The organism is Luteimonas sp. e5 (assembly GCF_054031035.1).
Map to the genome: position 1 here is coordinate 282,251 of NZ_JBSTRX010000003.1, position 14,254 is coordinate 296,504.

Consider the following 14,254-nt stretch of genomic DNA (forward strand, 5'->3'; position numbering starts at 1 on the left):
CACCGCAAGGAGGTTCCCATGACGTTTCACCGTGAATTGATCGCCCTGCCGCTCGCCGCGGCGCTGGCCGCCTGCGCCGCCGGCCCGGAAACGGGTGACGCGCCACCAGCGTCCACCGACGCAGCCGCCATCAGCGCGCGCCTGCTCAGCCACGACTGGCGACTGGAACGTGCCAGCGATGCCGCGGGCCAGTCGCTGCCGGCGACAGGCGATCTATATCGCCTGCGCTTCACTGCCGATCGCCTCGACATCAGCGGTGGCTGCAACGACATGTTCGGCGGCTACCGCCTGCATGAGGACATGCTCACCGTGGAGCCCCTCGCCTCCACCCGCAAGGGATGCGAGCCGCCGCGCATGCAGGCGGATGCCGAAGTGGCACGCCTGCTGCAACAGCCGCTGCAGATCGAGTTCGGGCCGGGTACCGGGATGCATCTGCAGGCCGCTGACGGCAGCCAGCTGCAATTGCGCGCGACCCCGCGCGACTGAGCCGGCCGGCAAGCGCATGGACTGATCCCGCCGCATACGCGGCGCGCCGGTCGCCGCGTGCGTGATCAGGCGTGCAGCGAATAGGTCGCGTAGGTCGCCGCCTCGCCCAGCACATGGCCATGCATGGCCGCGAACGCGTCGCCGGCGGTGAAGCGCTCGGGCAGCTCCAGCCGTTCCACGTCGAGCGCGAACAGGCGGAAGAAATAGCGGTGCATGCGCAGATCGTTGCCCGGCGGGTACGGGCCGTCATAGCCGAAGTAGTCGCCGCGCATGCCGTCCTCGTCATTGGCGAACCAGGCGGTGTAATCGTTCAGTCCCTGACGCGCGCCATCGGGCAGCGTATTGGCGGGCTTGCCACCCTTGACCACGCCGTCGGCAAGACGGCCGGCGGCGATCTCGCTGGTCTCGGCGGGGATGTCCACCATCACCCAGTGCACGAAGTCCCCACGCGGGTGCTCGATCTCGATTTCGACCCCGTCCTTGCCGACCAGCGAGGCATCGGTCGGCACGTCCGGGTCGATGCACATCAGCACCAGCGAGCGAGTGCCCTTTGGCACCTCGCTCCATGCCAGATGCGGGTTGCGGTTGCCACCGAACCCGTCGCGGGTGCCCATGGCGAATTCGGCCGGCAGCGGCTTGCCGTGCTGGAAACTGTCACTGCGGATTTTCATTTCTCTCTCCCGATCCGGTGCCTGCCACCAGACTAGCCGGTTTTGCGTTTCAGGCCGTGCCCAGCGCCTGCGCAAAGCGCTGCGCCATCCACTCCTCGGCATAGCCGGCCATGCGCCAATCACGCAGGAAACCGCAGTGGCCGCCATGTTCGGCGAGCTCCACGCGCACCTGATCGATGCGCGCGATGGCATGGAAATGTGCGACCGGCACCACCGGGTCGTCCGCCGCCATCAGGATGTCGGCCGGCAGCGGCAACGCCGCCAGGCGCTCGCCGGCGATGGAATAGGCGTCGAAATACGCCTCCAGCGAGCCGTACTCGGTATGCCGTTCGGCGAACCAGGCGGTCAGTGCACGCAGCCGCTGGCGCAGCACCGCGTCATCGAAGTCGTGCGCCTCGGGGAACAGCACGCGTTTTTTCTGCAGCGAGCGTCGCCATTTGTGTTCGAAGTAGCGCTGGTACACGGGCAGACCCGCTTCCATCGCATCCATCACTCCGGCCGGGTCGATCGCCGGGCATACCGCGGCCACCGCACGCAGCGGTAGATCATGCGCGCGCAAGGCCAGGCGCAGTGCGAAGTTGCCACCCAGCGACCAACCGCCAACCAACAATCCATCCGGCTGCAGCCGCGCCACCAGGTCATGGGCGGCGCTGACGACTTCGTCGATGCGCCCGGAGTGGAAGATCTCCGGATTCAGATGATGGGTGTCGCCGTGGTCGCGGAAGTTGAGGCGGAACACCGCCAGCCCCTGCTGCAGCAGCCGCGCCGTGGCGAGGCACACGTAATGGGATTCGCTGCTGCCTTCCCAGCCATGCAACAGCAGGGCCAATGCCGCGGTGCGTGTCTGCGTCGGCTCGCTCAGCACGCCCTCCAGACGCACCCCGGCACCGCCCTCCAGCAGCATGCGCCGATGTCGCGCGCCACTTCCGGCCAGTGCGCGCCGGGCGCGGCGACCACGTGCCGGGCCCGAAGCCAGCATCGACTGCAGATGCGGATTGCGCAGGCCACGCGGTGGCTGGTAAGGGCTGGGCCGGATCGGCATGCCGCGAACTCAGTTTGGCGACGGCAGCGCGGCAGCGATGCGGCTGCGCGCGGTTTCCGCCATGCGCCTGCGCCCTTCGGCATCGGCCGGCTTGAACGGATCGAGGAACACCACGTCGGCAACGATCCCCGGCTCACCCAGGAGGCGCAGGAAGTTCTGCGCGAAGTTCTCGCCGCGCGCGAATGCGACACGGGTCTGCGCCGCGCCGCCTTCGCCATAACGCAACGCCACCGGCTGCACCGGCACGTCGGCGTCCACCGCGGCGCTGAAGATGCGCGCATGGAACGGCCCGAGTTCGTGACCACCCCGCGTGCCGCCTTCGGGGAACGCGCCGACCGAACGCCCTTCACCCAGGCGCCGGGTCATCAGCTCCAGCACCTCGTCCAGCGAGCGGCGGTCACCGCGCTGGTGGAAGATGGTTTCCGCCTTGCCGGCCATCCAGCCGACCAGCGGCCAGCCGGCGATCTCGCGCTTGGCGACGAAGCCCATCATGCGCTGACTGTGCAACACCACGATATCGGTCCAGCTGACATGGTTGGCGACGAACATGGTCGCCCCCGGCAACGGCTCGCCGACGCGGCGCACGCGCACGCCGAACACGCGCATCAGCCAGTACGACCACCAGCGGATCAGGCGATATTCCAGGCGTTCGCCACCCCATTCCAGCCCGCGCGTGGGCAGGCTGATCAGCAGCAGCACGATGGGCAGGTCGACCAGCACATGCCACAGCAGCAGGGGCGTCCGCCACAGGTAGCGCAGGCTGCGCCGCACGGCGGAGTCGCGGGGAGCGGAAGTCATCGCGTCACGATAGCCCGGCTGCGCGTGTTGCGCCACGGCACGATGCCGGCGGCTCACCCGCGCCGACGCACCACGGCGAGGGTCAGGCGCGAGATGCAGACCAGCTGTCCGGCATCGTCCTCGATGCGGATTTCCCAGACCTGGGTGCTGCGCCCGACGTGCAATGGACGTGCGGTACCGGTCACTTCACCCTCGCGCACGCCGCGCAGGTGGTTGGCATTGATCTCGATGCCGACCACGCCTTCATCCTCGGCCACGCACAGGCCGGCGGCGGTGCTGCCGAGCGTTTCCGCAAGCGCCGCCGAGGCGCCGCCATGCAACAGGCCGTAGGGCTGGTGCGTGCGGGCATCGACCGGCATGGTGCCGCGCAGGTAATCGGGCCCGAGTTCGGTGAACACGATGCCCAAGGGCTCCATCAAGGTGCCGCGGGACCACTGGTTCAGGGTTTCAAGCGTGATGTCGCGGCGGAACATTGAACGAGCCGGTACGGGAACGGCAACAGCTTAACGCGGCTCAGCGCACGCGGAAGTGCGGCACCTGCACCGAGAGCGGGGCATAGCCGCGCGCGGAACCGGCATAACCGCCGCTGCGCGCGCTGTAGCTCTCACCACGGCGCCGAGCGCCGCGATGGGTGTGCTCGACCAACGCCAGCGGGGTGCCCAGGGCCGTGCTGCGGGGACGGATGTTGGTTTTGATCTGCATGATGAACCTCCTCCTCAGCAACCAGATTTATGAATGGGGGTATTATAGCAAATTAACAACATGAATGGGCGTTTTTGGGTCAGATATCGCAGTTTGTCGACATCAGCCGCCCTCAGCGGGATTTTTCGCTCCCGAGGTCATGGCGTGATAGACGGAGTTGGCCGACGTTGCCGGCTTTTGTTCGTTTCCGGTCTTGTTTACGCGCTTTTTTGACGCGAACAGTCGGCATCATGTCCGCCGTGATCGCCCGAATATCATGCGGCTCCGCATACAGCGGTTCCGCATACGGCGGTGTCTCTCAGCGCACCCGGAACAGGGCCGGTGCAACGGGCGCGACATAGCGGCGCAGACCATCGGCATATCCGCTGCTGCGGCCATAGCCGACACCAAGATCGCGCTCGCGGCGAGGCAACGGCACGCCGGCAGCGGAAGCAGGGGACGGCAGGCCGTGCGGGGGGGCGACGATTTCCACGTGGCGGGAGGGGATGGCATTCATGACGTGCTCCTCGGTTGTTGTTTTAGTGTGTTGGTAAAGTAACACACCAAAACAACAAGCACAGGTGCCGGAAGTCACCCAACCGATGACCTGCCACGCGCCTGTCGCCCGCACCTGGCAGGTGCGTTGCGGTGCGCGCAGCTGCGCGGAACGATGGTCAGAGGATCGGCGCGAGGCCCGCGCCGAATGCGGTCAACAATCGCGTGGCGAACCATTTCACGCCGATGCGGACCTCGGGGAAGTCACCCACTGGTCGATAGCAGCGCGCGAAATCCTCATGCGTGATGCGCAGCGGCGTCGGGCATTGCGGACCGGGCATGAACTCGTAGCTGGTGGCATAGCGGCGCGGCATCAGGTCGAACACCGGCAGCTGTTCGGACACCTTCATCAGCGAGTAGTCCAGCCCGGAAAGGATCGGCGGGCGCTTGCGTGGCGCGATCACCCACGAGTTCTCCGGTTCGATGTCGCGGCGGATGTGCGTGGCGAGCTCGGCGGCGAAGCGCGCATCGCGGATGATCACCGCGCTTTCGGTGTTGTAGTGGTCGCCGCGCGGGTCGAAGTTGTGGGTGCCGACCACGCCCACCGCATCGTCGACCACCAGCGACTTGGAATGCAGGCCGATGCGCACTCCGGCGCGCTTGAGCGGCGCCGCGCTGCCGCGCGAAGCGAACACCAGGCGCCGCTGCAGGGTGTATTCGCGGCGATCGCGGCTGGCCCAGGGCTGGCGAACCGGCTCCGGTGGCGGACCAAGGCTGTCCACCCGTGGCGCACGGGTCGCGACCAGGTCGATGGGTGCGTCTTCCGGATACGGCTTGTACTCGTAGATCTCGAAGCCGAAAGTACGCAGGTAGCGGCGCTTGTACTTGTGCGACAGCGCGTACACCATGAACGCATCGGTCGCGGCCAGGCTGTTGGTCGACACCACCACCCGTGGCGGCTGCTCGCGCCTGCGCATTTGCGTGAACAGCTGTTGCGCGGGTCTGGACAGCACCAGGTACGGCGTCTGGATCAGCACCTCCTCGCGGGTGGATTCGACCAGCTGGTACAGCACGTCGCTGGAGGGCGCGGCCGCACGGCGCACTTCACGTGGCTCGCGACGGTGCTTCTGCGGCAAGTCGGCGACGAACTCGACCCCATGCACCGGCTGGCTCGCCGCGGCCAGGCGCGCAAGCTGCTCCGGATCGTTGGCCGAGGCCTGCATCAGGCGTGCGCGCTCGGGATGCCGGTAGGCACGCCGCGACAGCTCGGGCACGCCCTCACGCCGCAGCACCCGCGCCACGTCGCGCAATTCGATCACCGGCACGCTGCGCCGCGACTGCCAGAATGCCTCGAAATTGGCCGCCATCTCCGCCACCACCGGGCCGCTGAGCGCGATGTCGCGATCACGGAAGTTGTATTCGGCATCCCAATCGAAATAGTCATCCTGGTAATTGCGCCCGCCGGTGATGCCGATGCGCTCATCGATCAGCAACACCTTGCTGTGCATGCGCTGGTTGAGGGTGCGGAAGCAGCACAGCGTGCCGAGCGCGTAATCGATCCAGCGCATCTGCCCGCGGCCGAGCACCGGGTTGTATACCTTGACTTCGAAGTTGGCATGCACGCCGGCCAGCGCCGCCAGGGTGCGCGCGGTCCTCATTGCCGAAAGCTGGTCCAGCAGCAGGCGCACGCGCACCCCGCGACGCGCGGCGCCGACCAGTTCACGCAGCACCACGCGCCCGGCATCGTCCTCGTCGAAGATGTAGGTCTGCAGGTCGATGTTCTCGCGCGCGGCACGGATCAGGTGCAGGCGCAGGCGCAGCGCATCCTGGCCTTCTTCCAGCAGCAACGCGCGATGGGTTGCCTCATCATCCGTGTCGCTCGCATCCGCGCCGGCGATATCGCCGCCATCGGCGGCCGCCTGCGTGCGTGCGGCATCGGCTTCGGCTTGTGCCAGCAGCGGTGAAGGCTGTGCGCAGCGATCCTCGCGTTCGCAGTCGAGCTGCTGCGGGCGCGCCTGCTCGACGATGCGCATCACCTCGTAACTCTGCTGCGGCGGCAGGGTGCTGCACCCTCCCAGCAACGCCAGCGCGAACAGCAGCACGCCGCGCTGCACACCGATGCGTCTTGCCGCCACTCAGGGCACCCGCCACGCGGCCAGCCGCCCCCCACCCGCGGCCACCGCATGCCCGAAATCGAGCACCGCGATCGCCGCCACCGGCATCGGCCGCAGCCGTGCATCGGCGGCGAAATGGGCCAGCAGCTGCTCCAGTCCCGGGTTGTGCCCGATCAGCCACAGCCGCCGCGCCTGCACATGCGCCGCGCGCGCGTCCTCGATCACGCCGAGCAACTGGCCGAGGCTGGCCTCGTAGATCGCCGGCTCGAAGCGTGCCGGCGGCAGGCGGCAACCCGCCGCTGCGACACCGTCCAGCGTCTGCCGCGTGCGCAGTGCGGGTGAACACAGCAGCAGGTCGGGCGACGGCTGTTCGTCACGCAGCCAGTGCCCCGCCTGCACGGCCTGTGCCCTGCCGTGTGCGCTCAGCGCGCGCTCGGCATCGGCCTGCCCGGGCAGCGCCATTTCCGCCTCGGCATGGCGCAGCAGCAACAGATGGAACGTCGATTCGCCTGGCATCGGGTGCGATCTTCAATTGCGTGGGCGTTCCAGCCACTTCAGCAGTGGCCGCCAATCGTCCTGGTGTGCACGCACCTGGGCCGACTGGTAATCGAACAGACTGCGACCCAGCCCGGTGAGCAGCACGTAGGACTGGCTGTCGCGCACTTCGGCCACCAGTGGCACGCCCCATTCGCGCAGGATGTCCATCGCCTGACGCGAGGCATTGGTCCACGGCTTGAGCTTGTTGCCGACCAGTCCCAGCGGCAATTCGCCGCGGCGTACGCGCGGGTGCTTGGCCAGGGCATTGATGAACGGCACCGTGGCTTCGATGTCCAGTGCCGAGGGTGGCACCGGGATCACCACCGCGTCAGCGCGTTCGAGGTAGGGCTCCAGTTCACCGCATTGGGCGCCCGCCGGGGCATCAATCACCACCCGTTGACTGTCCGCGGGAATGCGTTTGGCCCAGGCCTTGCGCGTGCCATCGATCGGCAGCACCGCGTGCGGCAAGTCCGCGCGGCGCTCGGCCCAGCGGGTCGAGGAGCCCTGCGGGTCGGCATCCACCAACACCGTGTTCAGACCCTGAGTGGCCCAGTACGCGGCCAAGTGGGTCGCCAGCGTGGTCTTGCCCACGCCGCCTTTGGAGCTTGCCACCAGCACCGTCTTCATCGCGCTCTCCCGTGCCCAGAGGCAAAGCCTAGCACCGCCCCCGCAAGGCGCGCGCGAGGGCGTTTTTCCTCACTTCCCGTCGTCCGGTGGCAAACGGAAAAACGCCTGCGCCGTGGCGCTGGTGGCACGGGCGACCGTATCCATGCTTTCGCCACGGTCGCGCGCCAGCTCCTCGGCGATGTGCGGCAGGAAGGCCGGCTCGTTGCGACGATCCTTCGGCATCGGTTTCAGGCTGCGCGGCAGCAGGTAGGGCGAATCGGTTTCGATCATCAGCCGGTTGGCCGGAATGTGCCGAACCAGTTCACGCAGGTGCTGGCCGCGGCGCTCGTCGCACAGCCAGCCGGTGATGCCGATGTGCCAGTCCTGATCCAGGTAATCGAACAGTTCCTCGCGGCTGCCGGTGAAGCAGTGCACCACCGCCGGGCCGAGCCGGCCATCGAAGTTCTTCATCATCGCCATGAAGTCGGCATGCGCATCGCGCTGGTGCAGGAACAGCGGCTTGCCGGTGTCCACGCCGATCTGCAGCTGCATCTCGAACGCCCGCCGCTGCATCGGCCGTGGCGAGAAATCGCGGAAATAGTCCAGTCCGGTCTCGCCGACCGCGACCACTTCGGCATGCCCATGCAATGCGCGGATTTCCGCATCGCATTCGGCGCTGTATTCGCTGGCGTGGTGCGGATGCACGCCGGCGGTGGCGAACAGCTCGCCCGGATGCTGCCGCGCCAGCTGCAAGGCCTTGGGTGAATGCTCGCGCGAGGCGCCGGTGACGATCATGCGCGTGACCCCGGCGGCACGCGCACGTTGCAGCACCGCCTCGCGATCATGGTCGAAGCTGTCGTGAGTGAGGTTGACGCCGATATCGATGAGCATGGCAGCAAGGCGGTGTGGAGCGGATGCGGCGCGAAGCATACCCGAGGCCCGTGCGGCAGCCGTGCGCGGGACGGCTGCGTATCCTTGCGCCATGCATCGCCCCGCCCTGCCGATCGACGAGGTCCTGCCGCAGCTGCGCGAATCGCTGGCCGCGCATCCGCGGCTGGTGCTGGAAGCGCCGCCGGGCGCGGGCAAGACCACCCAGGTGCCTTTGGCGCTGCTGGATGCGCCGTGGCTGGACGGGGGCAGGATCGTGATGCTCGAGCCACGCCGGGTCGCCGCGCGCGCCGCCGCCGGCTTCATGGCGCGGCAGTTGGGCGAAGAGGTCGGCGCCACGGTGGGCTACCGCATCCGTTTCGAATCGAAGGTGTCGGCGGCGACGCGGATCGAAGTGGTCACCGAGGGCATCCTCACCCGCATGCTGCAGGACGACCCGTTGCTGGAAGGCGTCGGTGCGGTCTTGTTCGACGAATTCCACGAGCGCCACCTCGCCGGCGATCTGGGCCTCGCGCTGGCGCTGGACGTGCAAGCCAGCGTGCGCCCCGACCTGCGCATCGTGGTGATGTCGGCCACGCTCGATGGCGAAGCCCTGGCCGGCTGGCTGCAGGCACCACGCATCAGCAGTGCCGGGCGCAGCTTTCCGGTGCATGTCACGCACTTTCCCGCACGCCGCGACGAGGCACTGGAGCCGCAGCTGCGGCGCGCGATCGGACATGCGCTGAGCACTCATCCCGGTGACGTGCTGGTGTTCCTGCCCGGGATGCGCGAGATCCGGCGCGTGCAGCGGCTGCTGGATGCATCGCCGGTCGAGGCCGAGGTGCTGGTATTGCATGGCGAACTGCCGATCGAACAACAGGCGCGGCTGTTGCAGCCGGCGCAGGATGGCGTGCGGCGGGTGGTGCTGGCGACCAATGTCGCCGAATCCAGCCTGACCCTGCCGGCGGTGCGCGTGGTGATCGACAGCGGCCTGGCGCGCGAGCCGCGCTTCGATCCGAACAGCGGCTTCGCGCGGCTGGACGTGGTGCGCATCACCCAGGCCAGTGCCGACCAGCGCGCCGGGCGTGCCGGGCGCGTGGCCGAGGGCTGGGCACTGCGCCTGTGGCCGGCCTCCGAACGCCTGGCACCACAGCGGCGCGCCGAAATCCACCAGGTCGAGCTGGCCACGCTGGCACTGGAGCTGGCGGCGTGGGGCAGTGACGAGCTGCGCTTCGTCGATGCGCCGCCGCCCGGAGCGTTGGCGGCGGCACGTGACCTGCTGCGGCAGCTTGACGCGCTCGACCCGGCCGACACGATCACCCCGTCCGGCCGGCGCATGCTGGCCCTCGGCACCCATCCACGGCTGGCGGCGATGCTGCTGGCCGCGACCGCCGACGAGCAGGCACTGGCCTGCGATCTTGCCGCCCTGCTCGAAGCGCGCGACCCGCTGCGCAGCCGCAGCGATGCACTCGCCGAACGCTGGCAGGCCTTGGCCGCCTTCCGTGCCGGACGCGTGCCGGCCGATGCCGTGCGCAGCAGCTTGGCGCAGATCGACGCCGCGGCACGGCAGTGGCGTCGCCGTCTGCGCTGCACTGCGACTCCATCGGATGACGCCCCCGCGCATGCCCTGGGTGGCCTGCTGGCGCATGCCTTTCCCGACCGCATCGCGCATTGCCACCCCGATGACCGCCTGCGCTACCTGCTGGCCAACGGGCGCATGGCGCGGCTGGGCGAAGACAGCGCACTGTTCGGCGAGCCCTGGCTGTGCGTCAGCGAATTGCGCCACGAAACCGGCGATGCACTGATCCTGCGCGCGGCGCCGCTGGACGAGGCGCGCCTGCGCCGCGCATTCGCCGAGCGCTTCCGCAGTGGCGATGAGGTGCGCTGGGACGCACAGCGGGGCGCACTGGTGGCCGAACATGTCGAGCGCTTCGCCGGCATCGTGCTGTCCACCCGCGGCGGCGGCCGGATCGATCCGGCGCTGGCCACGCACGCCTTGCTTGACGCGGTGCGCGAGTCGGGCCTGCAGCTGCTGCCGTGGAGCGAAGCGAGCACGCAATGGCGCATCCGCGTGCAATGCCTGCGCAGCTGGATGCCGGAACTGGGCCTGCCGGACATGTCCGACGCCGCCCTGCTCGGCAGCCTCGATGACTGGCTCGCGCCCGCGCTCGCCGGCAGGATGCGGCTGGATGATCTGGCTGCGGACGCACTCGGCGATGCGCTGCGCTCGCGCGTGGATTATCCGCTGCAACGCCGGCTCGATGTGCTGGCGCCGGTGCGCATCGAGGTGCCCTCCGGGCTTGCGCGACGCATCGATTACCGCCTCGACGACCACGGCGAGCCGGCACCGCCGGTACTGGCAGTGAAACTGCAGGAACTGTTCGGGCTGGGCGAGACACCGCGCATCTGCGAGGGCCGCATCGCGCTGCTGCTGCACCTGCTCTCGCCGGCGGGCCGGCCGTTGCAGGTGACCCGCGACCTGCGCGGCTTCTGGGACCGCACCTGGCCCGAGGTGCGCAAGGAAATGAAGGGGCGCTACCCGCGCCACCCGTGGCCCGAAGACCCGTGGAATGCGACCGCGACCCATCGCGCCAAACCGCGCGGACAGTAAGCCCCGCGCACAATCCCCGCGCGCGCCGACGGTTCAGCCTGCAGCCGGCTTGCACTCACATGCAGCCAACGCTGCGCGACGGATACTTTCCGCAACCTTGCACATGCCGCGAAAGGCGGACGGAGAGCCCATGAACAAGTTCGAGGACATCGCCCAGCGCGCCGCACACGTGGCCGGTGAAGTGAGCCAGAAAGCCGGCGAGCTCGCTGCCGGCCTCGGCAGCCGCGCCGCGCACCTGGGCGGCGACATCAAGGGCAAGCTGCCGGATGCGGCGATGCGCTGGCTGGAAACCGGCGCCGCGCTGGCGGCGGTGCGCACCGGTGGGCGCACCGCAACCCGCTTCGTGCGCCGCAATCCCGGCGTGGTGGTTGCCGCGGCCGCGGCGGGCGGCCTGCTGTGGTACGCCACGCGCCGACATGCGAAGAAGAAGGCCGAGGAAGCCGCGATCGAAGGCACGGCCAAGCGCATCGACGCGCGTCGTCGCCACACGCGTGCCGACGCGGACGACGCACAGGCCGACTGACACCCACCGGCACCACACCCCGGCGGGACGGCGGCACGCGGCGCTCAGGAAACGCCGGCTTCGTCCTGCGCCGTGGCCGCGGGCAGCTCGATCACGAAGCGCGAGCCGCCGCCTTCGCGATCCTCGTAATACAGCTGGCCACCTGCATCCGCGATGATCTGCCGCGCCAGCGACAGGCCGAGGCCGCTGGACAGCTCATCGGCCTGCTGTGCTTCGCTGAGGCGGGTGAAGGGCTTGAACAATTCGCGTTGGCGGGATGCGGGAATCCCCGGCCCGCGGTCGGAAACATGCAGCTGCCAATAGCCGTCCGCCCCGTTGCGCACCTGGAACTCCAGTTCGCCACCACCAGCCGCGTACTTGCTGGCGTTGGTGACCAGGTTCTCGGCGACCTGGCGCAACACCATCGGCTCGATCGCCACCAGGCAATCGTGCTTCGGCAACTGGCCGAGAATGCGCACGCCGCGGGCTTCGAGCTGCAGGCTGTAGCGCGCGCGCAGCCACTCCACCGTTTCGTTCAGCGAGGCCGAGGGCCGCGGTGCATCCGGATCGGGCGCCACCATGCGCGCCTGCCGTTCCAGATAGGTACGGATGTAGCTGATCGCATCCAGCGTCGCTTCGTGGATCACTTCGAGGTAACGCGGCGCGCGCTCGGGATTGCATTCCGCGCGCATCAGCATCTCGCTGGCAAACAGCACGCTGGTCAACGGATTCTTCAGATCATGCGCAACCAGGTTGACCAGGTTCTGTCGCTCGCGCGCCACGCGTTCCAGACGGTCGCGGGTCAGCTTGAGCACGATGTGCGAGTTCACCCGCGCCAGCAATTCTTCGGGAATGAACGGCTTGGTGACGTAGTCCACGGCCCCGGCTTCGAACGCACGCAGCAGCAGTTCGCGCTCGTGCGCGGCGGTCAGGAACACCACCGGGATGCGGGTCAACTGCGGATCGGCCTTGAGTTCGCGGGTCAGGTCGAAGCCGTCCATGCCCGGCATCATCATGTCGAGCAGGATCAGGTCGGGCCGGACCCGACGGCAGGTCTCCAGGGCCGCCTCGCCATCCCCGGCGGTGGAAACCTCGTAGCCCTGGCGCGCCAGCAGCGTGGCCAGCACGCGCAGGTTGGTGGGTTGATCGTCGACCAGAAGGATGTGGCCGGCAATGGCAATGGTGTTGGGCAACTGGTTTCCCCTGGCAACGCGCATTCACCCGGCGCGTCGCATCATTGGAGTATAGGGTGGCTTGCGCGGGGCTGAATACGCTGCCAAGTTTCTGAATCATTCATCAATTCAGTCGCTTGCGCGCCACTGCCCCGGCGCGAGGTCGCGCAGTTCGATGCCGCCCATCGCCACCCGCACCAGGCGCAAGGTGGGCAGGCCGACCGCGGCGCTCATGCGCCGGACCTGGCGATTGCGGCCTTCCCGGATGACCAGTTCCAGCCAGGCATCCGGCACATTCTTGCGAAAGCGGATCGGCGGGTCGCGTGGCCACAGCCGCGGTTCGGCGATCAGGCGGGCCTGCGCCGGCAGGGTCGGCCCATCCTTGAGTTGCACGCCGCGGCGCAGCGCGTCGAGCTGCGCGGGCTGTGGTTCCCCCTCCACCTGCACCCAGTAGGTCTTGGCCATCTTGTGCCGCGGGTCGGTGAGGCGGTGCGCGAGACGGCCATCATCGGTCAGCAGCAGCAGGCCTTCGGAATCCAGATCGAGCCGACCGGCGGCATACACCCCCGCCGGAAAACCGAACTCGGCCAGCGTGCGCCGCGGTGGCGTGCTGCGATCGGTGAACTGGCACAGCACGCCATACGGCTTGTTGAAGGCGATCAGCACCGCATGCGCCGTGCGCCGGCTTCAGGGCTTGATGAAGCGCAACGTCATGCGGTCGCTTTCGCCGATGGCACGGTATTTCTCCGCATCCGCCTTGTCATGGCGATTGGTCGGCGGCAGCATCCACACGCCCTGAGCATGATCGGTGCTGTCGGCGGGGTTGGCGTTCACCTCGCTGCGCGCATCCAGACGGAAACCGGCGCGCGTGGCGAGGTCGATCACCAGCTCTTCGGTGAGATAGCCGGACTGCTTCATCACCTCCAGCGGCGTACCCGGCTTGGCGCGGTGGTCGACCACGCCGAGCACGCCGCCGGGCTTGAGCACCTGGTGGAAGGCGCGAAAATGCGCCGCGGCGGTATCGGCGGCGACCCAGTTGTGCACGTTGCGGAAGGTCAGCACCACGTCGGCGGAACCCGGCGCACCCAGTTGCGGTGCGCGCGGGTCGTACTCGATCACTTCGGCGCGGCTGAAACGCTCGGGATCGGCGGCGAAACGGGCTTTCAGCGCGGCATTGCTGCGTCCGTAAAAGCTGTCGGCCGGCCCTGCCGGCATGGCGGCGAAGTAACGCCCGGAATGCCGCAGGTAGGGGCCGAGGATTTCGCTGTACCAACCCGCGCCCGGGCTGATCTCGACCACCCGCATGCGGCTGCCGACGCCGAAGAACTCCAACGTCTGCTGCGGATGGCGGGCACCGTTGCGTGCACGATTCTCCGCGCTGCGCCATGGCGCATCGACGATGAAGGCGAGCGCAGCGGCATCTTCCTGCGCCCATGCACGTGCACTTTCACTGCGCTGCCTGACGCTCTGCCCGGCGCAGGAGGCAAGTGTCAGTGCGCAGCTCAGCAGCAACAGGCGGGTCATTGTTCGACGCATGATCCTTCCCCAAGGACGTGTTTCGCCAAGCGTACCGCAGGCACATGCACGCGGCACGAACATGACGCACCGAGGCACGGCGCAGCGGCCCCGGCACCGCGCTCGCTACACTGCAAGGCCGGTTCCAGGTCGCGAG

16 protein-coding genes are annotated in these 14,254 nt (G+C 68.4%); 3 read left to right on the forward strand and 13 right to left on the reverse strand.

What is annotated here, in order from left to right:
- The first annotated feature begins 18 nt into the window (after positions 1-18).
- A complete protein-coding gene (locus ACW11F_RS10410; protein ID WP_456996838.1) occupies positions 19-486 on the forward strand; it encodes an META domain-containing protein in 468 nt (155 codons plus the stop codon).
- A 65-nt stretch (positions 487-551) separates the two neighbouring features.
- Here the strand turns inward: ACW11F_RS10410 and ACW11F_RS10415 are convergent, their stop codons facing one another.
- The 10 genes from ACW11F_RS10415 to ACW11F_RS10460 form a co-directional block, all read right to left on the reverse strand.
- Positions 552-1,157 (reverse strand): YbhB/YbcL family Raf kinase inhibitor-like protein, encoded by a 606-nt coding sequence (locus ACW11F_RS10415; RefSeq protein ID WP_456996839.1) that lies wholly within the window; start codon positions 1,155-1,157, stop codon positions 552-554.
- A 49-nt stretch (positions 1,158-1,206) separates the two neighbouring features.
- Positions 1,207-2,193 (reverse strand): YheT family hydrolase, encoded by a 987-nt coding sequence (locus ACW11F_RS10420; RefSeq protein ID WP_456997093.1) that lies wholly within the window; start codon positions 2,191-2,193, stop codon positions 1,207-1,209.
- A 15-nt stretch (positions 2,194-2,208) separates the two neighbouring features.
- A complete protein-coding gene (locus ACW11F_RS10425) occupies positions 2,209-2,997 on the reverse strand; it encodes a lysophospholipid acyltransferase family protein (RefSeq protein WP_456996840.1) in 789 nt (262 codons plus the stop codon).
- A 53-nt stretch (positions 2,998-3,050) separates the two neighbouring features.
- Positions 3,051-3,470: a hotdog fold thioesterase gene (locus tag ACW11F_RS10430; protein ID WP_456996841.1), complete on the reverse strand. Its 420-nt coding sequence runs from the start codon at positions 3,468-3,470 to the stop codon at positions 3,051-3,053.
- Positions 3,471-3,510: 40 nt separating this feature from the next.
- On the reverse strand, positions 3,511-3,699 hold the full coding sequence (locus tag ACW11F_RS10435; RefSeq protein WP_456996842.1) for a hypothetical protein: 189 nt from the start codon (positions 3,697-3,699) through the stop codon (positions 3,511-3,513).
- A gap of 298 nt (positions 3,700-3,997) precedes the next feature.
- The gene (locus ACW11F_RS10440; RefSeq protein WP_456996844.1) at positions 3,998-4,195 is read right to left on the reverse strand and encodes a hypothetical protein; all 198 of its coding nucleotides are present in this window, start codon (positions 4,193-4,195) and stop codon (positions 3,998-4,000) included.
- A gap of 157 nt (positions 4,196-4,352) precedes the next feature.
- Positions 4,353-6,308, reverse strand: coding sequence for a phospholipase D family protein (locus ACW11F_RS10445; RefSeq protein WP_456996845.1), 1,956 nt, complete (start codon positions 6,306-6,308; stop codon positions 4,353-4,355).
- Complete coding sequence (locus tag ACW11F_RS10450; protein ID WP_456996847.1) at positions 6,309-6,803, reverse strand: SixA phosphatase family protein; 495 nt, start codon at positions 6,801-6,803, stop codon at positions 6,309-6,311.
- Between the two features lie 12 nt (positions 6,804-6,815).
- On the reverse strand, positions 6,816-7,451 hold the full coding sequence (locus ACW11F_RS10455) for a ParA family protein (protein WP_456996849.1): 636 nt from the start codon (positions 7,449-7,451) through the stop codon (positions 6,816-6,818).
- Between the two features lie 69 nt (positions 7,452-7,520).
- The gene (locus ACW11F_RS10460; RefSeq protein ID WP_456996850.1) at positions 7,521-8,321 is read right to left on the reverse strand and encodes a TatD family hydrolase; all 801 of its coding nucleotides are present in this window, start codon (positions 8,319-8,321) and stop codon (positions 7,521-7,523) included.
- A 91-nt stretch (positions 8,322-8,412) separates the two neighbouring features.
- On the opposite strand from ACW11F_RS10460, the gene hrpB reads away from it, so the two are divergent.
- Positions 8,413-10,908, forward strand: a complete 2,496-nt coding sequence (gene hrpB / locus ACW11F_RS10465) for an ATP-dependent helicase HrpB (RefSeq protein WP_456996851.1) — start codon at positions 8,413-8,415, stop codon at positions 10,906-10,908.
- Between the two features lie 130 nt (positions 10,909-11,038).
- Positions 11,039-11,431 (forward strand): hypothetical protein, encoded by a 393-nt coding sequence (locus ACW11F_RS10470; protein WP_456996852.1) that lies wholly within the window; start codon positions 11,039-11,041, stop codon positions 11,429-11,431.
- A 44-nt stretch (positions 11,432-11,475) separates the two neighbouring features.
- On the opposite strand, the gene ACW11F_RS10475 is transcribed toward ACW11F_RS10470, so the two are convergent.
- The 3 genes from ACW11F_RS10475 to ACW11F_RS10485 form a co-directional block, all read right to left on the reverse strand.
- A complete protein-coding gene (locus ACW11F_RS10475) occupies positions 11,476-12,603 on the reverse strand; it encodes a hybrid sensor histidine kinase/response regulator (RefSeq protein WP_456996853.1) in 1,128 nt (375 codons plus the stop codon).
- A gap of 108 nt (positions 12,604-12,711) precedes the next feature.
- Positions 12,712-13,248, reverse strand: a complete 537-nt coding sequence (locus tag ACW11F_RS10480) for a pseudouridine synthase (protein ID WP_456996854.1) — start codon at positions 13,246-13,248, stop codon at positions 12,712-12,714.
- Between the two features lie 21 nt (positions 13,249-13,269).
- Entirely contained in the window at positions 13,270-14,118 is an 849-nt protein-coding gene (locus ACW11F_RS10485) for a class I SAM-dependent methyltransferase (RefSeq protein WP_456996855.1), read from the reverse strand.
- Positions 14,119-14,254 lie beyond the last annotated feature (136 nt).